Origin of the sequence: Pararhodobacter sp. (assembly GCF_034676075.1) — a bacterium.
In the GTDB taxonomy this organism is placed as follows: Bacteria; Pseudomonadota; Alphaproteobacteria; order Rhodobacterales; family Rhodobacteraceae; genus Pararhodobacter.
In genome coordinates this window covers 1-19,687 of sequence record NZ_JAUCCQ010000065.1, presented here as the reverse complement: position 1 = coordinate 19,687, position 19,687 = coordinate 1, and the positions used below count along the sequence as shown (strand labels likewise).

The 19,687-nt window shown below is 70.6% G+C and carries 24 protein-coding genes; 7 read left to right on the top strand and 17 right to left on the bottom strand.

The window, feature by feature from the left end; genetic code table 11:
* Positions 1 to 635: 635 nt before the first annotated feature.
* The 4 genes from VDQ18_RS15585 (at position 636) to VDQ18_RS15570 (ending at position 4,507) form a co-directional block, all read left to right on the top strand.
* The gene (locus VDQ18_RS15585; protein WP_107752133.1) at positions 636 to 797 is read left to right on the top strand and encodes a DUF1328 family protein; all 162 of its coding nucleotides are present in this window, start codon (positions 636 to 638) and stop codon (positions 795 to 797) included.
* Positions 798 to 939: 142 nt separating this feature from the next.
* Positions 940 to 1,941, top strand: a complete 1,002-nt coding sequence (locus VDQ18_RS15580; protein WP_323021838.1) for a serine hydrolase domain-containing protein — start codon at positions 940 to 942, stop codon at positions 1,939 to 1,941.
* Positions 1,934 to 2,842: an isopenicillin N synthase family dioxygenase gene (locus VDQ18_RS15575; protein WP_323021837.1), complete on the top strand. Its 909-nt coding sequence runs from the start codon at positions 1,934 to 1,936 to the stop codon at positions 2,840 to 2,842. The genes VDQ18_RS15580 and VDQ18_RS15575 overlap by 8 nt, the downstream gene beginning before the upstream one ends.
* 156 nt (positions 2,843 to 2,998) lie before the next feature.
* Entirely contained in the window at positions 2,999 to 4,507 is a 1,509-nt protein-coding gene (locus tag VDQ18_RS15570) for a DMT family transporter (RefSeq protein WP_323021836.1), read from the top strand.
* A 62-nt stretch (positions 4,508 to 4,569) separates the two neighbouring features.
* On the opposite strand, the gene ureG is transcribed toward VDQ18_RS15570, so the two are convergent.
* From ureG to VDQ18_RS15555, 3 genes are read right to left on the bottom strand one after another with little or no spacing between them, the layout of a single operon-like run.
* Entirely contained in the window at positions 4,570 to 5,187 is a 618-nt protein-coding gene (ureG, locus tag VDQ18_RS15565; RefSeq protein ID WP_323021835.1) for an urease accessory protein UreG, read from the bottom strand.
* Complete coding sequence (locus VDQ18_RS15560; protein ID WP_323021834.1) at positions 5,184 to 5,831, bottom strand: urease accessory protein UreF; 648 nt, start codon at positions 5,829 to 5,831, stop codon at positions 5,184 to 5,186. The genes ureG and VDQ18_RS15560 overlap by 4 nt, the downstream gene beginning before the upstream one ends.
* 8 nt (positions 5,832 to 5,839) lie before the next feature.
* Positions 5,840 to 6,409, bottom strand: coding sequence for an urease accessory protein UreE (locus tag VDQ18_RS15555; protein WP_323021833.1), 570 nt, complete (start codon positions 6,407 to 6,409; stop codon positions 5,840 to 5,842).
* A 104-nt stretch (positions 6,410 to 6,513) separates the two neighbouring features.
* Between VDQ18_RS15555 and VDQ18_RS15550 the strand changes: the two genes are divergently transcribed.
* On the top strand, positions 6,514 to 6,837 hold the full coding sequence (locus VDQ18_RS15550) for a hypothetical protein (protein WP_323021832.1): 324 nt from the start codon (positions 6,514 to 6,516) through the stop codon (positions 6,835 to 6,837).
* 22 nt (positions 6,838 to 6,859) lie between these two features.
* Here VDQ18_RS15550 and VDQ18_RS15545 read toward each other — a convergent pair whose 3' ends face one another.
* The 8 genes from VDQ18_RS15545 to VDQ18_RS15510 form a co-directional block, all read right to left on the bottom strand.
* Complete coding sequence (locus VDQ18_RS15545) at positions 6,860 to 7,081, bottom strand: hypothetical protein (protein WP_323021831.1); 222 nt, start codon at positions 7,079 to 7,081, stop codon at positions 6,860 to 6,862.
* Positions 7,082 to 7,439: 358 nt separating this feature from the next.
* Entirely contained in the window at positions 7,440 to 9,149 is a 1,710-nt protein-coding gene (gene ureC / locus VDQ18_RS15540) for an urease subunit alpha (RefSeq protein ID WP_323021830.1), read from the bottom strand.
* Between the two features lie 64 nt (positions 9,150 to 9,213).
* Positions 9,214 to 9,711: a GFA family protein gene (locus tag VDQ18_RS15535; protein ID WP_323021829.1), complete on the bottom strand. Its 498-nt coding sequence runs from the start codon at positions 9,709 to 9,711 to the stop codon at positions 9,214 to 9,216.
* Positions 9,712 to 9,757: 46 nt separating this feature from the next.
* Positions 9,758 to 10,072 (bottom strand): antibiotic ABC transporter, encoded by a 315-nt coding sequence (locus VDQ18_RS15530; protein WP_323021828.1) that lies wholly within the window; start codon positions 10,070 to 10,072, stop codon positions 9,758 to 9,760.
* A 162-nt stretch (positions 10,073 to 10,234) separates the two neighbouring features.
* Positions 10,235 to 10,540, bottom strand: a complete 306-nt coding sequence (locus tag VDQ18_RS15525) for an urease subunit beta (RefSeq protein ID WP_323021827.1) — start codon at positions 10,538 to 10,540, stop codon at positions 10,235 to 10,237.
* 10 nt (positions 10,541 to 10,550) lie between these two features.
* The gene (locus tag VDQ18_RS15520; protein ID WP_323021826.1) at positions 10,551 to 11,105 is read right to left on the bottom strand and encodes a HupE/UreJ family protein; all 555 of its coding nucleotides are present in this window, start codon (positions 11,103 to 11,105) and stop codon (positions 10,551 to 10,553) included.
* Positions 11,106 to 11,117: 12 nt separating this feature from the next.
* Complete coding sequence (locus VDQ18_RS15515) at positions 11,118 to 11,420, bottom strand: urease subunit gamma (protein WP_323021825.1); 303 nt, start codon at positions 11,418 to 11,420, stop codon at positions 11,118 to 11,120.
* A 9-nt stretch (positions 11,421 to 11,429) separates the two neighbouring features.
* The gene (locus VDQ18_RS15510) at positions 11,430 to 12,215 is read right to left on the bottom strand and encodes an urease accessory protein UreD (protein ID WP_323021824.1); all 786 of its coding nucleotides are present in this window, start codon (positions 12,213 to 12,215) and stop codon (positions 11,430 to 11,432) included.
* Between the two features lie 258 nt (positions 12,216 to 12,473).
* Between VDQ18_RS15510 and VDQ18_RS15505 the strand changes: the two genes are divergently transcribed.
* Together VDQ18_RS15505 and VDQ18_RS15500 are read left to right on the top strand one after the other, a co-directional pair.
* Entirely contained in the window at positions 12,474 to 13,349 is an 876-nt protein-coding gene (locus tag VDQ18_RS15505) for an HAD-IIA family hydrolase (protein WP_323021823.1), read from the top strand.
* Positions 13,346 to 13,795, top strand: coding sequence for an SAM-dependent methyltransferase (locus VDQ18_RS15500; protein WP_323021822.1), 450 nt, complete (start codon positions 13,346 to 13,348; stop codon positions 13,793 to 13,795). Before VDQ18_RS15505 ends, VDQ18_RS15500 begins: the two co-directional genes overlap by 4 nt.
* 3 nt (positions 13,796 to 13,798) lie before the next feature.
* Here the strand turns inward: VDQ18_RS15500 and VDQ18_RS15495 are convergent, their stop codons facing one another.
* The 6 genes from VDQ18_RS15495 to VDQ18_RS15470 all read right to left on the bottom strand — a co-directional run bounded on the left by VDQ18_RS15495 (position 13,799) and on the right by VDQ18_RS15470 (position 19,378).
* Entirely contained in the window at positions 13,799 to 15,349 is a 1,551-nt protein-coding gene (locus VDQ18_RS15495) for an MDR family MFS transporter (RefSeq protein ID WP_323021821.1), read from the bottom strand.
* Between the two features lie 127 nt (positions 15,350 to 15,476).
* The gene (locus VDQ18_RS15490) at positions 15,477 to 15,941 is read right to left on the bottom strand and encodes an Rrf2 family transcriptional regulator (protein WP_323021820.1); all 465 of its coding nucleotides are present in this window, start codon (positions 15,939 to 15,941) and stop codon (positions 15,477 to 15,479) included.
* 225 nt (positions 15,942 to 16,166) lie between these two features.
* Positions 16,167 to 16,460 carry a hypothetical protein gene (locus VDQ18_RS15485; protein WP_323021819.1) on the bottom strand — a complete coding sequence of 98 codons (294 nt, stop codon included), beginning with the start codon at positions 16,458 to 16,460 and terminating at the stop codon, positions 16,167 to 16,169.
* Positions 16,461 to 16,536: 76 nt separating this feature from the next.
* Complete coding sequence (locus VDQ18_RS15480) at positions 16,537 to 16,893, bottom strand: hypothetical protein (protein WP_323021818.1); 357 nt, start codon at positions 16,891 to 16,893, stop codon at positions 16,537 to 16,539.
* Between the two features lie 213 nt (positions 16,894 to 17,106).
* Entirely contained in the window at positions 17,107 to 17,418 is a 312-nt protein-coding gene (locus VDQ18_RS15475) for an SH3 domain-containing protein (RefSeq protein WP_323021817.1), read from the bottom strand.
* A 94-nt stretch (positions 17,419 to 17,512) separates the two neighbouring features.
* The gene (locus VDQ18_RS15470) at positions 17,513 to 19,378 is read right to left on the bottom strand and encodes an adenylate/guanylate cyclase domain-containing protein (protein WP_323021816.1); all 1,866 of its coding nucleotides are present in this window, start codon (positions 19,376 to 19,378) and stop codon (positions 17,513 to 17,515) included.
* Between the last annotated feature and the right edge of the window lie 309 nt (positions 19,379 to 19,687).

The window sequence follows — 19,687 nt, the reverse complement described above, 5'->3', positions numbered from 1 at the left end:
CGTGAATCATGTTCCGCCATCGGCGTCGAGGCAGGAGTTTTTCAGCGGCCTGTTAAGGTTAATGTGGGGGGCGGCGGTTCCGGGAGAGTGGTTCAGGCACGGGAAGTGCGCCGACGATCAAAGGGGACCGGGGAAGCAGCATCGGGCAGGACCGAGGGGCAGGGCGCTTGGTACGCGCGCGCGGGGCCGCGCGGTTCTTGCTGTGGGCTTGCCGGAATGGGCAGTCGGGTTGCCTCGGGTCATGCGGTTTGGCGGTGCCGGGCGCCGTCTTCGAGGATCTAGGGTGCCCGTGGGACGTACCATGAGGACATCGCTCGCCCCCCCAGCGACCCGCTGGCAGCTCTCCCCACAACAGCGCGCCGCTTGCCCGGGGGCATCCTCGTCCCTGATCGAGACCTCGCCGCGGTCCTGCCCCAAGCCGCGCCGCACCTGCCCCTGACCGCCGTGCCCCAGGTTAAGCCCTCATTAACCCGCCTTCTTTGTGCTGCAAATATCCTCGGGGGTCCGGGGGCAGACGGCCCCCGGGGCGGCCACGAGCGCGCGGATCAGGGCAGGGCGGAACCGGAAGCGGCCCACTGGCGTTGGGCTTCAAGGGAGCAGGCGGGAGGCGTCTGCCGGAACGAAAGGTCACTCCGATGCTGAAGTGGATTCTCATCCTTCTCGCCGTTGCTGCCATCGCCGGTCTTCTGGGCTTCGGCCGGATCTCGGGCGTGGCGCTGACCGGGGCGAAGGTCCTGATCGTGGTGGCGCTGCTCATGTTCCTGCTGCTGCTCTTCGGCGTCGTGGTCATCGCCTGACCCGGGCTCGCGCGCCCCTTCACGACGGTGCACGAATGCGCGAGGAGGCTCCCTGAAAGGGGTTTGCGCGGCCTCGTCGCGGTGACAGGCTTCCGGGCGGCGGCTATAGATCGGGCGAAACCCCTGCCGTGAGCGCCCCCGCATGTCTGCCCGGATCATCGCCCTTGTTGCCGCCCTGACCCTTGCCGCGCCTCTGGTGATCGGCGCCCAGCAGACGGGCGCCCAGCAGGCCGCAATCCAGCAGGCGGCAACCCAACAGGCCCCGGCCCCGCAGGCCCCGACCCCGCAGGAGCGCGCCGAAAGGATGGCCACGGCCTTCCTTGCCTGGGCCGAGGCGGCGGGCGTGGAGGGGGCCGAGATCGCCGTGGCCCGCAACGGCGACAGGGTGCTGTCGCGCGCTGCCGAGGGCGTGCCCGGCGCACCGCGCGTCCTGGGATCGCTGGGAAAATCGGTGACTGCGCAATGCGTCGCGGGGCTGGTCGAGGCCCGGCGCCTGCGCTGGGACACGACGCTGGGCCAGGTGCTGGGCTGGACCGGGCCGGGGGCGGGGATCACCGTTGCCGGGCTGATCACCCAATCGGCCGGACTGCGCGACGACCGCGTGCAGGAGGCGATGCCGCTCTGGCACGAGGGCGGCGGCGACTGGCGGCTGGTGGCGGGCTGGGGCGTCCGGCCGGGTCCGGCCGAGTTCTCCTACAACAACGAAAATTATGCACTGCTGGGCACGGTGATCGAACGGGTCACCGGGCAGAACTATCAGGCTGCCTGCTCGGGCGTTCTGCCCGGGTCGACCATGGCGCCGGCGACGGCGGTCTATGGCCCGCTCGGCGGCTGGCAGGCCAGCCTGGGCGATTATGCGGTCTTCCAGTCGCTGCTCTGGGGCAACCGGGCGCCCGAGGGGCCGGTGACGGACCTCGGCGGCGGCGTGGTCTATGGGCTCGGGATGTACGGCCGTCCCTCGGGCGAGGGCTGGATCTGGTGGCATATGGGCGCGCTCTGCATGCCGGGGATTCTGGAGGCGACCAGCTACGCGCTGGTCATGCGCGACGGCTGGAGCGTGGCGGTGGCCATGGATTCCTGTCCCGACTACAACCAGCTGAGCGCGCTCGACCGCACCCTGTGGGAGGCTTTCGGCCATGAGTGAGACCTCCGTTCCGCGCATCGATCTGGACGCGCTTTTCGCGGGCGATCCCGCGCAGGCGGCCGAGGTGCGGCGCGGCGCCACCGAGGTCGGGTTCCTGGTGGTAACGGGCGGGCCGATCCCGCCTGATCGGGTCGCCTCGGTCATCGCCGCCTATCGCGCCTTCTTCGCGCTGCCCGAGGCCGAGAAGCGCAAGGTCGACATGGCGGCCACCGGGTCGAACCGGGGCTGGGGCGGACCGCGGTCCGAACAGGTCGATCCGGCGGCGAACCCCGATTACAAGGAGGTCTTCGACATCGGTTTCGAGGTGCCGGGATCGGCGCTGCCGGTGCATGCGCCGAACCTCTGGCCCGCGCAGCCCGCCGGCTTCCGGGCCGAGCTTGAGGGCTATTATGCCGAGGCGCGGGCGCTGGCCCTGCGGCTTCTGGGCGCCGTGGCCGCGGCGATTGGAGAGGATCCGGGTTTCTTCGCCGACAAGTTCACCCAGCCGATGGCGCTTCTGCGCGGGAACTACTACCCGCCGCGGCCCGACTGGGCGGGTGAGAAGGATTTCGGCATCGCCGCGCATACCGATTACGGCTGTCTGACCCTGCTGGCCAGCGACGGCGTGCCGGGGCTCGAGGTGCTGACGCGGGCCGGGGATTGGCTGCCGGTACTGGCGCCGCCCGGATCTTTTGTCATCAATTTTGGTGAAATGCTCGAGATCTGGACCAACGCGCGGGTCCGCGCCACGCCGCATCGGGTGGTCGGGACGGTCGCGGCGCGGATTTCGGTGCCGCTGTTCTTCAACCCCGATCCGGGCACAAATGTAGCGCCTTTGGGCTCGGGCCGGACAATCCTTGCGGTTGAGCACCTGCAGCGCCGCTTCGACGAGACCTACGTGCATCTGCAAAAGGCACGCTGAGCCGGGCCTGCCATAGCGACAGCGAAATTTTCGTGACGGTATGGGGATTTGGCCAGAGGCCGCCCGACCCTTCCGGGCGCTGGGGGCGGCAGTTGACGCGCTCGCGCGGGGGCGGTACGGGAATGGGCCGTGCCCCGATGGCCGACGCCGGAACCCATGCCGACATCCTTGCTGCTGATCCTCACCGCTGCCGGATTTGGCGCCTCGCCGCTCCTGATCGCCGAGGCCGTGGCCCATTTTCCGCCCTGGACCCTGGCCGCCCTGCGCGCCGCGCTGGGTCTGCCGCTGCTGTTGCTGGCGGCGGGCGTGCTGGGGCCGCAGCGCAGGCCCAGCCGCTATGACCTGCTGACGGCGCTGGTCGGTGGCACGCTGGTGGTGACCATTCCCTTCGTCAGCATGGCGGCGGGGATGCAATACATCCCCTCGGGCATGGGCGGCATGCTTTACGCGACCATGCCGCTTTTCACCCTGGCGCTGGCGGCGCTGTTTCTGGCCGACGAGCCGGCGAGCGTCGAGCAGGCGCTGCGCATCGGCACCGGGCTGATCGGCGTGGCGATGATCTCGATCCCGGCGATTCAGGCGGAGGGGCTGGCGCAGGCGGGGTTCGGCACGCTGATGGTGCTGATCTCGCCCCTGAGCTATGCTGCGGGCAATGTCTGGTTCCGCCGCCGCCGCAAGATGGCGCCGCTGATGCTGTCGGCAGGGATGTTCGCGGTCGGGGCGCTGACCGTCTGGCCGATGGCGCTGGTGATCGACGGGCGGGTCACGGTCGAGCCCTCGCTGGCGGTGATCGGCACGCTGGCGGCGCTGGTGGTGCTGGCGACCATCGCGCCGAACCTGCTGAATTACGCGCTGGTGCAGCGGGCGGGGGCCAACAAGGCGGCGCTGGCCATGTTCCTGATGCCCGCCTTCAGCGTGCTGTTCGGCATGGTGTTCCGGGGCGAGCGGTTGCCGCTGCTGGCCTTCGTCGGTCTGGCGCTGGTGATCCTGGCCTCGACCGCGCGGCTGCCGGGGCTTGTGCGGCGCGGGGGCAGGGGGCTCGGCCGCCGCGGCAAGCGGGTGCCGGTGGCGCGGGCCGCTCCGGCCGGGACCTTCGTGAGCCGCCGCCAGCCGGGGCTGCAGCCGGTCGCGGCCGCACCGGTCGCCAATCCCGGGCCCGTCAACGAGCCTGTGGACGAGCCCCATCAGCCGCAGGCGCTGACCGCGGCCGAGCGTCAGGCCCGCAGCGAGGCGGTGCATGCCGCCGCCATCCGCAACGCCGAGGCTGCGGCGCGTCAGGCGGCGCTGAAGAAGGGCCGTCGCGACCTGGCGCCGCCGCTGGTCGGCGGGCAGCACAAGGCGGCGAAGCGCGCCATGCCGAAGGTCACGTCCCCCAAGACCGGAGGCCCCGCCCCTGGCGGGCCCGGGGCGGTCGCCCCGACCACCCCGCCGCCCGCGGCTCTGGCCAGCGCGGTCACGAAGTCCGAGGGGGCCACGACGGATGCGCCCAAGGATGCGCCCAAGTCCGAGGCCCCGATCGCCGCCGCACCCCGGCCCCCGGCGCCGCAACCCGGTGATGACGGCGGCGCACCCGCCAAGGTCGATCCGCAGCCTCCGAAGGCACCGGCCTCCGACGAGGCCGGGTCCCCCGACGCACCGGCCGGCGGTCTGTCGCCCGCGCGATAGCCCTCTCTTCCCCTGCGCTGCGCCCGGGATGGATGCGGCGCGGTCCTCGCGTTACCCAGAGTTCAGGCCAGTTCCAGCCCGCCCTCGCGCTGCAGGAACGCGACCACCTCGGCGATCCCGACGCCGTTCCTGACCTGCGCCAGCACATAGGGCCGGGCGCCGCGGGCGCGCTGCGTATCGGCCTCCAGCAGCGCCACATCGACGCCGACATAGGGCGCGAGATCGGTCTTGTTGACCACCAGCAGGTCGGATTTCGTGACCCCCGGCCCGCGCTTGCGCGGAATATCCTGCCCGGCGGCGGTGTCGATCACATAGATTGTCAGATCCGCCAGTTCGGGCGAGAAGGTCGCCGCCAGATTGTCGCCCCCCGATTCGATCAGGATCAGGTCCAGCCCCGGGATTTCGGTGTTGAGCTGATCGATGGCCGCCAGATTGATCGAGGCATCCTCGCGGATCGCCGTATGCGGGCAGCCGCCGGTCTCCACCCCCTTGATCCGCGCCTCGGGCAGGACCTGGGCGCGGACCAGATAATCGGCATCCTCGCGCGTATAGATGTCATTGGTGATCACCGCCATCGAGCAGCGTCCGGCCAGCGCCCGGGCCAGTTGCTCGGTCAGCGAGGTCTTGCCGCAGCCGACGGGGCCGCCGATTCCCACCCTGAGGGGGCCGTTCGCGCTCATGTCCTGAAAATCCTGATATCCTGGGTTTCGTGTTCGAATGCGGCGAGTTCCGCGGCCAGCGCCGCCCCGCCGAGGTCGTCGAGCGTGGCACCGGCGGCGCGCGCGGCCAGTGCCGTCAGCAGCGGCGCGAGGCGGGCGAGGACGCTTTGTCCCTCGGTCTGGCCCAGCGGCACATGGCGCACGGCAATGGTGGTCAGATTGCCGGTAAAGGCCTGAAGATAAAGCGCGATCACCAGGGCGGGGGGCAGGGCGAGGGCGGCACGGCCCACCGCGTCGGCCAGCGCCACGGGCAGGGGCCGCGGGGGGAGTGTCTGCCCGGTCAGGGCGCTGACGGTGCGGGCAAAGGCCTGGCCCTGGTCCAGCGTCTCGCGCAGCCGCTCGGCCGAGGGGGCCAGCGCCCGGGCGAGGGCGTCGAGCGCGTCCAGATCCGCGCCGTCGCGCAGCCCCACGGCCAGCAGCACCGCGTCCTGCCAGCCCGCGCCGTGCCTGAGGATGCCCTCAAGCCAGGCCTGAAGCGTCGCGGCATCCGTGACCTTCCCCTCGGCCACCACCCGCTCAAGCCCATGCGAATAGGCGAAGGCCCCGGTCGGAAAGGCCGGGGACAGCCATTGCGTGAGCGTCAGAAGCGCGGCGGGATCTGTCATCCGGGGGGTTACTCCGCCTCCTCGCCGCCGTGGAAGTGGGCGCCGTGGTGGTGGATATGGCCGTCGTGGCTGTGATGGTCGTGGCTGTGATGGTCGTGGCTGGGGAAGGGTGTGCCGGGCGGATGGCTGTGACCGTGGTCATGACCCATGGTGCGCCCGGTGCCATAGGCGCCCGATTCCGGCGCGAAGGGGCGCGAGACGCGGGTGATCCGGGCGCCGAGGCCCCGGAGCATCCCCTCCAGCACGTGATCCTCGCGGATCAAGAGATAGGTCTCGTGGATCTCGCAGGGGGTGTGGCGGTTGCCGATATGCCAGGCGAGCCGGGCCAGATCGCCGGTGATCAGCAGCACGTTCTCCTCGGCCGGGACGATGCGGATCGCGTGCCCGTCCTCCAGCTCGAACCCCCAATAGCTGTCGAGGTTGGTGACCGCGGGCAGATCGACCAGGAAACCCTCGCCCGCCGCGGTGACCAGCCGTTTGCGGCGCATGAGGCGCGCGTCGTAATCGAGGGTGACGCTGCCATGGCTCGACGCGGGCGCGGTGGTCAGAAGGCGGGTGGCGGGGGGCAGGTCAGTCATCGCGGAATCCTCGTAAACGCGGTCTTTACCCTCGCAGGGCAGCATGGCAGGCGCAAGCAACGGAGGGACGCATGCAAGCGGTTGGTTTGTCGGACGAGTTGGCCATGGTTCGGTCGCGTATCACGGCGTTGAGAACGCGCGAGGCGGCGCTTTGCGCTGAACTGGAACAGGCGGATCTGCTGGGTCGAACCGGCCAATGGACCCAGGCCGAAGTGGTCGAGCGGCGGATCCGGGTCTTCGACCACCGGCTCCTGCCCGAAGCGGTGCAGGAAGATCCGGTCTTCTGGGTCGAGCGGCTGCGGCTCGAGGTGCGCTGCCGGTTGCGGGACGGCGCGCGGGTCCCGATCGCCATGCGCCGGGCCGAGATCGCCGCCCCGCTGATGGGGACGGCGGATGCCAATCTGATCGGCGGCGCCGCCTGGTTCTGAGCCAGGCCGCGCAGGCCGGGGCTCAGAGCCCCAGACGGTCGCGGAACACGTGATGCACGATGCGGTCGCGGCTGATGCCCATCTCGGCCAGCTGCGCATCGGAGAGCATCTGAAGCCGCTCGATCTGGTCGCGCCGGGTGCGGGCCTCGAGATAGGCGTTGAAGCCCTGGCCGAGCGAGGCGAAGAAACGGTCGATTTGCGCGCGCATCCGCGGCGAGAAGTCGGTGGTGGTGATGAAGGCCATTGTCGGAAACCTCGAAGAATGAGTGTTTCCCCCCTGCGCCCAAAGTAGGTCATGCCGGTGGGCGGAACCAGACCCGACTTGGCAATGCTGCATTGCAGCGACGGCATGGCTGGCGGCGCGCCCGCCTCTGAGCGTGGCGCGGGCCGGGGCCGGATCAGGGGGCCTTCTGCCCCCTCTGCCCTGCGGGCATTCACCCCCGAGGATATTTGCCGAACGAAGAGGCGGCTTAGGGGTTCGTTAACCTTCATCTTTGCGCTGCAAATATCCTCGGGGGGTGAATTGGCCCTTGGGCCAAGAGGGGGGCAGAAGGCCCCCCTTCCTGCGTCTCGTTTGGGGGCCGCCGTGGCGATTTCCGGGGTCAGAACAGGAAATAGCGTTGCGCCAGCGGCAGTTCCTGCGCCGGTTCGCAGGTGAGCAGCACGCCGTCCGCCCGGACCTCATAGGTTTCGGGATCGACCTCGATGGCAGGCGTCGCATCGTTCAGCCGCATGTCGGCCTTGCCGATGCCGCGGCAGTTCTTCACCGCCACCAGCGATTTGGCGAGGCCGAGCGCGGCGCCGACATCTGCGTCGAGGGCAGCCTGGCTGACGAAGGTCACCGCCGAGTGCTCCACCGCCCGGCCCAGCGCGCCGAACATCGGCCGCGTATAGACCGGCTGCGGCGTCGGGATCGAGGCGTTGGGATCGCCCATCTGGGCCACCGCGATGGAGCCACCGATCAGCACCATCTCCGGCTTGGCGCCGAAGAAGGCCGGGGACCAGAGCACGAGGTCGGCGCGCTTGCCCTCCTCGATGGAGCCGATTTCCTCGGCCATGCCATGCACTATGGCCGGGTTGATCGTGTATTTCGCCACATAGCGGCGGGCGCGGAAATTGTCGTTCTCGCCCGTTTCCTCGGGCAGGCGGCCGCGTTGCGATTTCATCTTGGACGCGGTCTGCCAGGTGCGGGTGATGACCTCGCCCACCCGGCCCATGGCCTGGCTGTCCGAGGAGATGATCGAAAACGCGCCCATGTCGTGCAGGATATCCTCGGCGGCGATGGTCTCGCGCCGGATGCGGGATTCAGCGAAGGCCACATCCTCGGGCACCTTGCGGCTGAGGTGATGGCAGACCATCAGCATGTCGAGGTGCTCCTCGATCGTGTTGACGGTATAGGGCATCGTCGGGTTGGTGGACGACGGGATCACGTTCTGCGAGGACACGACCTTGATGATGTCGGGCGCATGGCCGCCGCCCGCGCCTTCGGTATGGAAGGCGTGGATGGTCCGGCCGCCGATGGCGGCGAGGGTGTTCTCGACGAAGCCCGATTCATTGAGCGTGTCGGTGTGGATCATCACCTGCACATCCATCTGATCGGCGACCGTCAGGCAGCAGTCGATGGCTGCGGGGGTGGTGCCCCAATCCTCGTGCAGTTTCAGGGCGCAGGCCCCGGCGCGGATCATCTCCACCAATGCTTCGGGTTGCGAGGCGTTGCCCTTGCCCGCCAGCCCGATGTTCATCGGCAGCCCGTCGACGGCCTGCAGCATCCGGCCGATGTGCCAGGGGCCGGGCGTGCAGGTGGTGGCGAGCGTGCCATGCGCGGGGCCGGTACCGCCGCCCAGCATGCAGGTCACGCCCGAATGCAGCGCGTCCTCGACCTGCTGAGGGGCGATGAAATGGATATGCGCATCCATGCCGCCGGCGGTGAGGATCTTGCCCTCGCCGGCGATGATCTCGGTCCCCGGGCCGATGATCACCGTGACGCCGGGCTGCGTATCGGGGTTGCCCGCCTTGCCGATCTTCGCGATCCGCCCGTCCCTGAGCCCGACATCCGCCTTGTAGATCCCCGAGTAGTCGAGAATCAGGGCGTTGGTGATGACCGTATCCATGGCGCCGCCCGCGCGGGTGATCTGGCTCTGGCCCATGCCGTCGCGGATCACCTTGCCGCCGCCGAATTTCACCTCGTCCCCATAGATCGTGAGGTCGCGTTCGACCTCGATGATGATCTCGGTATCGCCGAGGCGCAGGCGGTCGCCGGTGGTCGGCCCGAACATGTCGGCGTATTGGGCGCGGGGGATGGGATAGGGCATGGTCAGCCTTTCACGTCATGGGTCGCGGCGAAACGAGGGCATCGGTCGGGGGCCGGGCAGGACATCAGGGCGCCTCCCACAGCCCGTGGGCGCGGTGCCAATCCTCGATCGAGGCCTCGGGGTAGCGGGCGAAGGTCAGGTCGTCCGGACCCGCCTCCAGCGGCACCCAATCGGGTTTGAAGTCGAGCATCAGATGGGTGTGGTCGGGCGCCGGGGGCAGGGGCGTGTCGATGGCCGAGGCCAGCGGGTGGATCAGCGCGGGCCAGGTCGGGTCATAGAGCCAGAGGTGGCTGCCGCAACGGGCGCAGAAATGGCGTTCGGCCGAGGACAGGCGGCAGGGGCCGGTGTCGTCCGTGATTTCCGCTCGGTAAACGGCCAGGGCCTCGCGTCCCTCGACCACCAGACTGTCGGCCAGGGCCGAGAGGTTGATCGCATAGCCACCGCCGCCGGTGGTCTTGCGGCAGATCGAGCAATAGCAGCGCTGATAGGGCACCGGCGCGTGGCTTTGCACCGTGAAGCGGACGGCGCCGCAATGGCACGAGCCGTCAAGCCGCCGGGTCATCGGATCGCCCCGTCGGTCAGGCCGGGGGGCGTCGCGTGCTCAGCGATCAGGAGGGGCGGCCGGGGCCCCGGCGCGACAGCGTGCGGTGATTGGCCGAGGTGCGCTTGGCATAGGGGGCGAGCGCGGCCTCGGCGACATGCAAGGGCGATTGCGCCTGAGCCAGCGCCTTGCCCATGCCCAGCGTCGCCTCGCCCAGCGCATCCATCTTCTCGGCGATCATCCGCGTCGCCTCGCCGTCGCGGGTGCGCCAGGCGCCCATCAGCCCCAGCGTGCGCATGGCGACGACCTGCTGCGCCTGCAGCGCCATGAGGCTCGTCTCCAGCGACAGGCGGAAGAGATCGGCGGGAAAGGGGAAGACCATGGGAGCGCGTCCTTGCAAGGCGGGTCTCTGCGCTCTGCGCCGCCGGGGGGCGGGCCGGAGGCGAGGCCAGGAGCGGGACCTTACACGATTCGTCTTGCCGGGTCTCTACCGTCCTTGGTCGTGGTTTTTTCGCCACGGGCAGGGAGGATGCGCGCCCGGGCATCACAGGTCCCCCATGACCTTGCCGTTGAAACCAAAGACTTTTCGCGCACCCTGGAAGGGGATCAGCCGCACCTCGCGCGTCTGGCCCGGCTCGAACCGCACCGCGGTGCCCGCAGGAATGTCGAGCCGCAGGCCCCGCGCGGCCTCGCGGTCGAAGGAGAGCCCCGGGTTCGTCTCGGCGAAATGGTAATGCGAGCCGACCTGCACCGGGCGGTCGCCGGTGTTGGCGACGGTCAGGATTGTCACCGGCGCACCCTCGTTGAGGATGATGTCGCCCGCGGCCGGGAAGATCTCTCCGGGGATCATGGCGCCCTCCTCAGGCGAAGGCCAGCGCGAGGCCGGCGAGGGCGGCGCCGCCGCCCAGAGTGCGGATCGCCAGATGGTTCAGTGCCCGGCCCAGGCCGATGCCCGCCAGATGCAGCCCGGCGGTGGCCAGCGCGAAGCCCGCAGCATAAAGCGCGAGGCCCTGCGCCGGTCCCTCGGCCCCATGCGCCCAGCCATGGGCGAGGCCGAAGACCGCGACCATCGGCACCAGCGTGGCGAGTTTGGGGCGCGTGGCCAGCGCCACCAGCGCGCCCAGCATGATGATCGAGGCCAGGATCAGCGGCTCGACCGCGCTCAGCGTGACGCCCGCGAAGCCGAAGACCCCGCCCGCCAGCATGGCGCCGACGAAGGTCACGGGCAGCACCCAGAGCGCCCGACCCCCGGCCTGCGCCGCCATCAGCCCCACCGCCAGCATGGCCAGCACATGGTCGAGCCCGCCCAGCGGATGGCCAAGGCCGGTCAGGAAGCTCGGACCCGCATGCCCCGGATGGGCGAGGGCGAGCGTGGGGACCATGAGGATCATCAGGGCGAGGGGGAGGATGCGCATGGGGGCCTTCTTTCAGCGGATGGGGTGGTGAACGGTGACGAGTTTCGTGCCATCGGGGAACGTCGCCTCGACCTGCACGGAGGGGATCATCTCGGGGATGCCGGGCATGCATTGCGCGGCGCTGATGACATGGGCGCCGGTTTCCATCAGCTCGGCCACCGGGCGGCCGTCGCGGGCGCCCTCGACCACGAAATCGGTGATCAGGGCCACGGCCTCGGGGTGGTTGAGCTTGACGCCACGCGCCAGCCGGTTGCGCGCGACCATGGCGGCAAGGCTGATCAGCAGCTTGTCCTTCTCGCGGGGGGTGAGGTTCATTGCTCTCTCCTAGATCTGCCAGACGCGGGGCAGGGGACCGGGGCGCAGCACCGCCACCAGCCGGGCGATCTGGCGTCTGAGCGGCCAGCCATCCGCCGCCATCAATCGGATTGTCAGCTTGCCGTCCAGGGCCGAGGCCGCGCCGCGGACGCCCGCTTCGGTCAGCGCCGCGCGGACCGGGCCGAGTGCGTCGCCCGCGCCCGGCGCGATCAGCGCCATCGAGGCGAAGGCGCGGGCGCCATCGAGCGTGGCGGGGCCCTGCAGCGCCTCGGTGGTGAGCGTGACGGGTTCGACCAGGACCGGGCGGCCCGCGCGCAGAACGTCTCGGCGGTCGTGGAAGGCGATCTCGCGCACCGTCTCGCCCATTGCGGCGCGGCCCAAAACAACGGCTTCCAGCAGCAGGCATTCGGCCTCGGGCCCCAGCGCGATGCGGGTGCGGCGGTTGAGGGCCGAGCGGTCGAAGAGGATCGTCTCCTGCGGCAGCCAGTCGAGGCGCCCCCGGCTGATCGTCAGCTCCACATCGAGCCGCGCCCGACCCCCGCCCGCCCGATAGGCGCGTTCGGCGGTCTGGGTCGTGGCGGTGGTGTCGCTGTCGGTGGTCAGCGCAAAGGACAGCCGGTCGCCGCCGGTCAGCCCGCCCGAGGTGTTGAGGAACACGACCTCGAGCCTGCGGTCCTGCAGCAAGATCGCCTTGGCCGAACCGTGGGTATAAAGCCGCTGCAACCGCCCGGCGGTGAGCGTCACCTCGGCGCTGCCGCGCGTGCGTTGGTGCGGGATCGGGGCGAGGGCGTTCATGGAATCTCCGTTCTCCCCACCGAAACCGGGGCGGGGGCCGGGGTTCAAGCGGGCGGGCGGATCGGCGGCGGCGGGCCGGGGGTGCGGGGCGGTGAATGCCTTTCTTGTGGGCCGTATGGTGAAATTATGGGCGGATTGAGAAGGGGCGCGGCGCGGGGATGCCTGCCGGAGTGGCAGCGCCGGGGCGAAATGCCGCTTTCGCCCGCGCCCGGGATTTGTCAGCATGGCGGCGACGCGCGACCTGATGCCGGAATCCCCATGCACCCCAATGCCCGCTGGGCCTTTGCCCGTTACCGCGCCGTGGCGCATCGTCTGCCCCAGCCGCAGGACTGGCCGAAACGGACCTATCGGGTGCTGGATCTGCAGTACGTGTTGAAGCGCTACGACGGCTTCATCCTCGACGCGTTCGGCATCCTGAACGTGGGCGAGGGCGTGCTGCCGCAGGCGGTGGAGCGGGTGGCGCAGATGCGGGCCTTGGGCAAGAAGGTGGTGGTCCTGACCAACGGCGCCGCCTCGCCGCGGGCCGAGGCTCTGGCCAAGTACCGCAAATGGGGCTTCGATTTCACCGAGGCCGAAGTGATCGCCAGCCGCGACCTGGCCGGGGCGGCGCTGAAGGGGCGGGGCGGGGTCTGGGCCGCCATCGCGCCCGACGGGGCGGGGTTCGAGGATCTGCCGGGCGATGTGCGGCCGCTGGACGAGCGGCTGCTGGCCGAGGCGGACGGCTTCCTGTTCCTCGGCTCGCAGGGCTGGGATGACGACCGGCAGGCGGCGCTGGTCGCGGCCTTGCAGGCCCGGCCCCGGCCGGTGATCTGCGCCAATCCCGACATGGTGGCGCCGCGCGAGGAGGGCTTCACCTGGGAGCCGGGGCATTACGCCCATGCCCTGCCGGTGCCGGTCGAGTTCCACGGCAAGCCCTATCCCGGGGCCTTCGAGGTGGCACTCAGGGCACTGGAGCTACGGCCCGCGCGGGTGGCGATGGTCGGCGACACGCTGCACACCGATGTGCTGGGCGGGCGGATGGCGGGCTGCGGCACGGTGCTGGTCACCGGGCACGGCTTCTTCAAGGGCGTCGACCCCGATCCGTTCATCGAGGCCACCGGCATCCTGCCCGACTACATCGCGGACGAGACATGAGCCACAAGCCGCTGAAACCCGGCGAGGAAACGACCGAGGTGCCGCTTGGCGCCGATGCCACGCTCGGCTTCATCGGCCATGTCGAGACGCCGTGGAAGACCCTCGCCGACTGCCCCAAGCGCGCGGATCCCGAGGGGCCGGAAAGCCTGGTGGTGGTCACCGCGCCCTGGGACCGGGCGCTGGAGGGGGTGGAGGGGTTCGAGTGGCTGGAACTCTATCTCTGGTTCCACAAGGCGCGGCGCGACCTGCTGCTGATCGCCCCCCATCACGCAGACGGGCCGCGCGGGGTGTTTTCCCTGCGCAGCCCGGTGCGGCCCAATCCGATTGCGGTGACGAACGTGCGGCTGATCGCGCGGGAGGGCGCGCGCCTCAGGGTCGCGGGGCTGGAGGCGCTGGACGGCACGCCGCTCCTCGACATCAAGCCGGGGCGCTGTCCTTACGCCTGAGCCTTACTCGACGGGCGCGGGCGGCGCGTCGTTGCGGCCCAGCGGCACCTCGGCCAGCAGCAGCGAGATGAGGACACCCAGCACGGCCAGCCCCGCCACGATCCAGTAGATCGGCGCGATGGCGTTGACGACATGGCCGGCGATGGCGGCCCGGGCCTCGGGCGGCAGATGCGCCAGTTGCTGCGGCCCCATCTCGGGGTTGATCGGGCCGCCGCCGAAGCTCGACGCCAGCCGCGCGGTCATCAGCGCCCCGAACAGCGCCACGGCGATGGAGCCGCCGATCTGGCGGAACATCACGCCCGCAGCGGTGGCGGTGCCCAGCACCCGGCGCGGCACGGCGTTCTGCGCGGCGGTGGTCAGCACCGGGAAGCACAGCCCCAGCCCGAAGCCGAAGAGCACCAGCATGCCCGAGAAGACCAGCGTCGAGGTGTCGACGGCGATCTGCGTCAGCAGCAGCGCCGCGACCACCAGCAGGGCCATGCCGCTCAGCGGCAGGATGCGGTAGCGGCCGGTCTTGCGCATGTAGCGCCCGGCGACGGTGGTGGCGGCGATGATGCCCACGGTCATCGGCGCCAGCAGCAGGCCCGACATCATCGGCGTGACGCCCCGCGCCACCTGCAGGTAGAGCGGCAGGAAGGTGATCGCGCCGAGCATCGCCGCCCCGGTCAGGAAGCTGAGGAGCGAGGTGTTGCGGAACACGTTGCCCGCGAACAGGTCGAGCGGCAGGATCGGCTCGGCCGCCCGGCGCTCGATGGCGATGAAGGCCAGGACCGAGGCGACGAACAGCGCCAGCAGCGCTGCGCTTTGCACCGAGACCCAGGCGAAGCTGTGCCCGCCCAGCGCGGTGAAAAGCGTGATCGAGGCCAGCGCGACGGACAGCGCCGCGGCGCCCGACCAGTCGATCTTGTGCTTGTGGGTCGCGGTATGGGCCGGGAAGCTGACGGCGAAGCCCAGCACGGCAAGGATGCCCAGCGGCACGTTGATCAGGAAGATCCAATGCCAGCTGAATTGCTCGACGACATAGCCGCCCAGCAGCGGGCCGATCATCGACGAGATCGAGAAGACCGCGGCGAACATGCCCTGGATCTTGCCGCGTTCCTTGGGCGGGATGACGTCGCCGACGACGGAGAGCGCCAGCACGAACAGCCCGCCGCCGCCGAGGCCCTGCACCGCGCGGGCCACGATCAGCATGACCATGCTGCCCGAGATGCCGCAGAGCAGCGAGCCCAGCAGGAACAGGCCCACCGAGACGAAGACCATGAGCCTGCGGCCATAAAGGTCGCCGAGCTTGCCATAAAGCGGCGCCGCGACGGTCGAGGCGAGGATATAGGCGGTCACCACCCAGCTGAGGTGTTCGAGCCCGCCAAGGTCCGAGACGATGGTCGGCAGCGCGGTGGAGACGATGGTCTGGTCGAGCGCGGCCAGCAGCAACAGCGTGGCGACCGAGCCGATCACCAGGCCGACGTTGTATTCATGGGCGGGCGGTTCGGGCGGGCGATGGGCCGCGGAATCCGCCGGGGTGCCGGGAAGGGGGCCCGAAACTGGGGAAGTCATGCGAAATCTCGTCTGAAGAAAGGGGGGAGGCCCCGGAAATCGGGGTCAGCGCCCTCTCACATAGGCCCAGCACCCCGGTTTCGGCAAGCCGGCGAGATCCTTAATATGTGAAATTTCTGCGACAGTTTCAGGAGGCGCCGGGGCTTTCCGCCATCGACTCGTCGGGAAGGAAGATCCGGGTCAGCGCGTCATTGCCGTCGATCAGGTCGGCGACGGTGTAGCGGTCGAGTGTGCCGTAGAAGGCCCCGAGCGCCTCGCAGAGCATGCCCTTGAGGCGGCAGGCGCCGGTCAGCGGGCAGGTGTTGCGGGCGCTGTCCAGGCATTCGGCGAAGGGCAGGTCGGCCTCGAACAGGCGCACCACCTGTCCCACGCCGATCTCATGCGGGGCGCTGGCCAGGGCGATGCCACCGCCCCGGCCGCGGGTGGTGTTGAGATAACCGTTGCTTTCCAGCTGGTTGACCACCTGCGCCACGTGATGAAACGAGGCGTTGCAGGCCTGTGCCACATCGAGGGTGCGCAGTGTATCGGGGGCGCGGCTGGCGCAATGCATGAGGGTTCGCATGGCCAGGTTGGTCCTCAGGGTCAGGCGCATCGGTCGATCCTTCGCAAGGGCGGTTCTGGGGCCGGCTGGGGTTGGGCGGGCAGCATGTCTCGGGGCGCGCGCGCAAACCTGTGGCGCGATGTCGGATTTCCTAGGCGAAGGGGCCGGGTGATTCCTTGATCCAGATCATGTGGCTTCACGCTGGCGTGAAACGGCACGGGACAGGGGGCGCGCGAGGTTCGCGCGCCCCCTGTCGGGCCGGTCGGGATGGGGGGATCAGGCGTAGGCGGTCGTCGCCTCCTCGCGCGGGACATAGCGGGCGTCGAGGGCGATGTCGGCGTCTTCCTGGCAGCGGGCTTCGGCGAGGTCGGCGTCGCGGACCCAGCCATAGGTCTCGCCCAGCGTGACCCGGGACCACTCGCCACGGCGCTCCAGCACGGTGACCGGGGCGCAGGCGGGGGCGCTGAGATGCGGCGCGGTGGTGAGGGCGGCGAGCGGCAGGGCCGAGGCGGAGCCGACAGAGAGGCTTGCGGCGGCGGCAAGCAGGGCGGCGGTGAGGATGCGGGTCATGGCGGGTCTCCTGTTGGGCTGATGGGTCTGGTCTATCCCCGGGGCGGCCGCGGCGCGGTTCCCCGGGGAACAGGGCTCAGGCCTCGGTCGGGCCCTCGGTGGCAGGGGCTTCGGTGGCAGGGGCTTCGGTGGCGGGCGGGGTCGGGGCGCTCCAGTCGCCCGGGCCGTCGCTGGCGAGGTTGCCGCAGCGCGAGGCGGTCGCCTGCGCCTCGACGGCGCGGAAATGGACGGTGCCGAGGTTGGTCTCGACCGACAGCCAGCCCGGGGCGCTCTCGGCGGCGTTCAGGCGGGTGCAGGCGGCGATCTCGCCCAGACGGCGGGCGCCCTGCGAGGGTTCGGTGAAGACCACCGTGTCGCGGGTCAGGAAGACGGCGCGGGCCTCGGCGGCGACGGGGGCGAGGATCAGCGAGGCGAGGATCAGGGGGCGGATCATGGTGAGTTCCTTTCGGGGTTCTGCGGGTCAGTGCCGCGTTTCGATGAGACCATCTTGGGTGATTCCGCCCGGCGGCTCAGTTCCCTGGGATACAGGGGGGCCGGGGCGGGGGATTTTTTCCGGGCGGTCTGACCGTCCCGCAGCCGGGGCCGCGCCGCCCCATGCGAAACGGGCCCCCGAAGGGGCCCGTTCGCTGGTCCGGCCTGGGCGGGATCAGTAGCGCGGATAGCTCGGCGCCGGGGCGGGCTGGTGGCCGTAGCTGCCGCCATAGGAACAATGGGCGTTCGAATCCGAGACGTAGCGGCCCGAGAGCCAGCCGTAGCTGCCCTGCCATTCGGCCCGCACCCAGCCGTCCTGCCATTCATAGGTGGTGATGGCGGCGCAATGGGGCAGGGTGGCGATGACCGGGTAATAGGCCGAGGGGCCGGAGCGGAAGTTGACCCCGGCGGTGGTCCAGGAATCGGCGGCCGAAGCGGCGGCGGGGATCAGGGCGAGGGTGGCGGCGATCAGGGCGTTGCGGAGCATGGGGCGGTCCTTTCGGGTTGGCGGCGTCATTGCCGATGAACCCACCCTAGGGCCGGGGCGCGGGGCGCTCAGTTCCCGGGGGAACAGGGGCGCCTCAGGTCAGGCTGGCGTCGGCGAGGGTGAAGACCTCGATTCTGCCGAAGCTGCGCAGATCCTGGGGACCGAGGGAGCGCAGCGCGATGCTGGTCTGTGCCGCGGTGCCCGGACCGATGATGAGCGCGGGGCCGAGGGTCTTGCCCGCCTGTTCCAGCCGCGCCGCCAGATTCACGCAGGCGCCATGCGCCGTGTAGTCGATCCGCGCGCCCGAGCCGACATCGCCCAAGATCGCCTCGCCCGTCTCGACGCCGATCCGGGTGCGGCCGATGCCCAGCTCAGTGCGCAACGCCTCGGTCTCGCGCAGGATCTCGGCCGCGGCCCTCAGCGCGGCATCGGCATGGCCCGGCTGGTCGAGCGGCGCGTTGAACAGCGCATGCACCGCGTCGCCGACGATCTTGTCGATCATCCCGCCATGGCGGAGGATCGCCGCCGAGACAGCGGCGAAATAGCGGTCGAGCGTGGCGATCAGCACCTCGGGCTCCAGCCGCTGGGTGGCGGCGGTGAAGCCTTCCAGATCAGTGAACAGCGCGGTGACCTCGCGCCGTTCGCCACTGAGCCGCAAGAGGCGCGGGTTCGAGGCAAGGCGCGCCACCACCACCGGCGGCAGCAGCTGCCCCATGCGCTGCCGCAGCGCCCGCTCGGCCCGGGCGGTGAGCGCGGCCTGCAAGAGGATCGCGGCGCTGGCGGCCAGCAGCAGGCCCAGCCCCGGCAGGAGCGGATCGTAAAGCCGGTTGTCGGCCAGATAGGCCGCGAGCGAGGCGCCGCTCAGGGCAAAGGCCAGCGCCAAGGAGGCGGCGAAACCCCAGAGCGGCGCCAGAGGCGGCAAGGCCAGGGCCAGCGCGAGCCCGGCCAGCGCCAGCGCCAGCGCTTCGGTCAGCGGCGCCTTGGCCGGACGCCAGGGCAGCGTGCCCGCCATGAGGTCGGTGGTGAGGTCGGCGGCGATCTGCACCGAAGGGTAAAGCGGATCGGCGGCGGTGGGCCTGAGCCCGCCCCGCTGCGGCACCGAGGAGCCGACGATCACCAGGCTGCCGCGGAAGCCCAGGGCCAGACTCTCGGCCGAAAGCGCGTCCTGCAACAGGACCCTGGCGTCGAGGGTGCGCAGGTCCCGGGCCAGCGCCGGCCGGGGCCTGAGGCGCAGCGTGCCCGCCCGGTCGAGCGGCACCTCGGCGGCGCCGAGCCGCAGGCTCGACGCCCCTTCGCCCGCGATCAGCGGCGCAGGCAGGTCGCGAAGGCGCCGTACCAGCTCCACGGGCAGCGAGGGATAGCCCAGCCCCGCGACCGTCACGGCAGCGGGCACCCGGCGCACCCGCGCCTCGGCATCCCCGGGCAGCGAGAGCGAGGCAAGGCTGACCCCGGGGGCGAGGAAGCCGGGGCAGGGCCCCTCGGCCCCGGGCGCGGCCCAGAGGGCGGGTGCCGCGACCTCGGCCAGCGCCAGGGCCGGGGCGGGTCCGGGCAGGGGCTCAGGCCGCGTGGCCAGCAGGAAGCCCAGGACACTGGGGCTGCGCGACAGGGCGGCGGCGAGGGCGATATTCGCGGTCTCGGGACCGCAGCCCCCGGCAAAGACCATGTCCCAGCCGATCAGCGCGGGCTCCAGCGCGGCAAGGCGCGCGGCCAGCCGGGCGGAGGCGGTGCGCGACCAGGGATCGCCGCGTTCGTCGGTGCGGGGGATGTCGATGACCAGGATCCGGGGCAGGTCGCGGGAAGCCTCGGCAACGGGGGCCGGGGCCAGCACGATGAGGCTGTCGAGCGCCCGCTCCTGCCAGCGCAGCAGGACCGGGGGCTGAAGCAGCAGGAGGACCGCGGCAAGAAGGCAGAGCGCGCCCGCCGTCGCCCCGGCCAGCCAGCGGCGGGGCAGGTCAGTCATCGGCGCGCGGCCGGGCGGGGGCTGTCGGGCGCAGGGCGGTTCCTCCGGGCTGATTGCGCCGAGAGTGATCCGCCGCGCCGGGCGGTGTCAATCGCCCGCCAAGCGGCGGGAGGCACGCTCCCACCCGCCCAACCCGCGCGCCTCCTGCCGCGGAGAAGGCAGCGCTGGTTGAGAGACCCGGGGGCCTTCTGCCCCCGGACCCCCGAGGATATTTGCAGAACGAAGATAGAGATTGAGTGGGGCGTTAACCTGCAATCTTTGTTCTGAAAATATCCTCGGGAGGATTTTCAAGGAGGGTGGAAAACCCTC

Excerpts from the sequence above, each read along its gene's own strand:
- VDQ18_RS15570 (WP_323021836.1), top strand. The coding sequence starts at position 2,999 with ATGCCGACATCCTTGCTGCTGATCCTCACCGCTGCCGGATTTGGCGCC.
- VDQ18_RS15585 (WP_107752133.1), top strand. The coding sequence starts at position 636 with ATGCTGAAGTGGATTCTCATCCTTCTCGCCGTTGCTGCCATCGCCGGT.
- VDQ18_RS15525 (WP_323021827.1), bottom strand. The coding sequence starts at position 10,540 with ATGATCCCCGGAGAGATCTTCCCGGCCGCGGGCGACATCATCCTCAAC.
- VDQ18_RS15560 (WP_323021834.1), bottom strand. The coding sequence starts at position 5,831 with ATGACAGATCCCGCCGCGCTTCTGACGCTCACGCAATGGCTGTCCCCG.
- VDQ18_RS15575 (WP_323021837.1), top strand. The coding sequence starts at position 1,934 with ATGAGTGAGACCTCCGTTCCGCGCATCGATCTGGACGCGCTTTTCGCG.
- VDQ18_RS15515 (WP_323021825.1), bottom strand. The coding sequence starts at position 11,420 with ATGAACCTCACCCCCCGCGAGAAGGACAAGCTGCTGATCAGCCTTGCC.
- VDQ18_RS15485 (WP_323021819.1), bottom strand. The coding sequence starts at position 16,460 with ATGACCCGCATCCTCACCGCCGCCCTGCTTGCCGCCGCCGCAAGCCTC.
- ureC (WP_323021830.1), bottom strand. The coding sequence starts at position 9,149 with ATGCCCTATCCCATCCCCCGCGCCCAATACGCCGACATGTTCGGGCCG.
- VDQ18_RS15475 (WP_323021817.1), bottom strand. The coding sequence starts at position 17,418 with ATGCTCCGCAACGCCCTGATCGCCGCCACCCTCGCCCTGATCCCCGCC.
- VDQ18_RS15505 (WP_323021823.1), top strand. The coding sequence starts at position 12,474 with ATGCACCCCAATGCCCGCTGGGCCTTTGCCCGTTACCGCGCCGTGGCG.
- VDQ18_RS15480 (WP_323021818.1), bottom strand. The coding sequence starts at position 16,893 with ATGATCCGCCCCCTGATCCTCGCCTCGCTGATCCTCGCCCCCGTCGCC.
- VDQ18_RS15520 (WP_323021826.1), bottom strand. The coding sequence starts at position 11,105 with ATGCGCATCCTCCCCCTCGCCCTGATGATCCTCATGGTCCCCACGCTC.
- VDQ18_RS15545 (WP_323021831.1), bottom strand. The coding sequence starts at position 7,081 with ATGGCCTTCATCACCACCACCGACTTCTCGCCGCGGATGCGCGCGCAA.
- VDQ18_RS15555 (WP_323021833.1), bottom strand. The coding sequence starts at position 6,409 with ATGACTGACCTGCCCCCCGCCACCCGCCTTCTGACCACCGCGCCCGCG.
- VDQ18_RS15550 (WP_323021832.1), top strand. The coding sequence starts at position 6,514 with ATGGTTCGGTCGCGTATCACGGCGTTGAGAACGCGCGAGGCGGCGCTT.
- ureG (WP_323021835.1), bottom strand. The coding sequence starts at position 5,187 with ATGAGCGCGAACGGCCCCCTCAGGGTGGGAATCGGCGGCCCCGTCGGC.
- VDQ18_RS15495 (WP_323021821.1), bottom strand. The coding sequence starts at position 15,349 with ATGACTTCCCCAGTTTCGGGCCCCCTTCCCGGCACCCCGGCGGATTCC.
- VDQ18_RS15500 (WP_323021822.1), top strand. The coding sequence starts at position 13,346 with ATGAGCCACAAGCCGCTGAAACCCGGCGAGGAAACGACCGAGGTGCCG.
- VDQ18_RS15470 (WP_323021816.1), bottom strand. The coding sequence starts at position 19,378 with ATGACTGACCTGCCCCGCCGCTGGCTGGCCGGGGCGACGGCGGGCGCG.
- VDQ18_RS15490 (WP_323021820.1), bottom strand. The coding sequence starts at position 15,941 with ATGCGCCTGACCCTGAGGACCAACCTGGCCATGCGAACCCTCATGCAT.
- VDQ18_RS15530 (WP_323021828.1), bottom strand. The coding sequence starts at position 10,072 with ATGGTCTTCCCCTTTCCCGCCGATCTCTTCCGCCTGTCGCTGGAGACG.
- VDQ18_RS15510 (WP_323021824.1), bottom strand. The coding sequence starts at position 12,215 with ATGAACGCCCTCGCCCCGATCCCGCACCAACGCACGCGCGGCAGCGCC.
- VDQ18_RS15580 (WP_323021838.1), top strand. The coding sequence starts at position 940 with ATGTCTGCCCGGATCATCGCCCTTGTTGCCGCCCTGACCCTTGCCGCG.
- VDQ18_RS15535 (WP_323021829.1), bottom strand. The coding sequence starts at position 9,711 with ATGACCCGGCGGCTTGACGGCTCGTGCCATTGCGGCGCCGTCCGCTTC.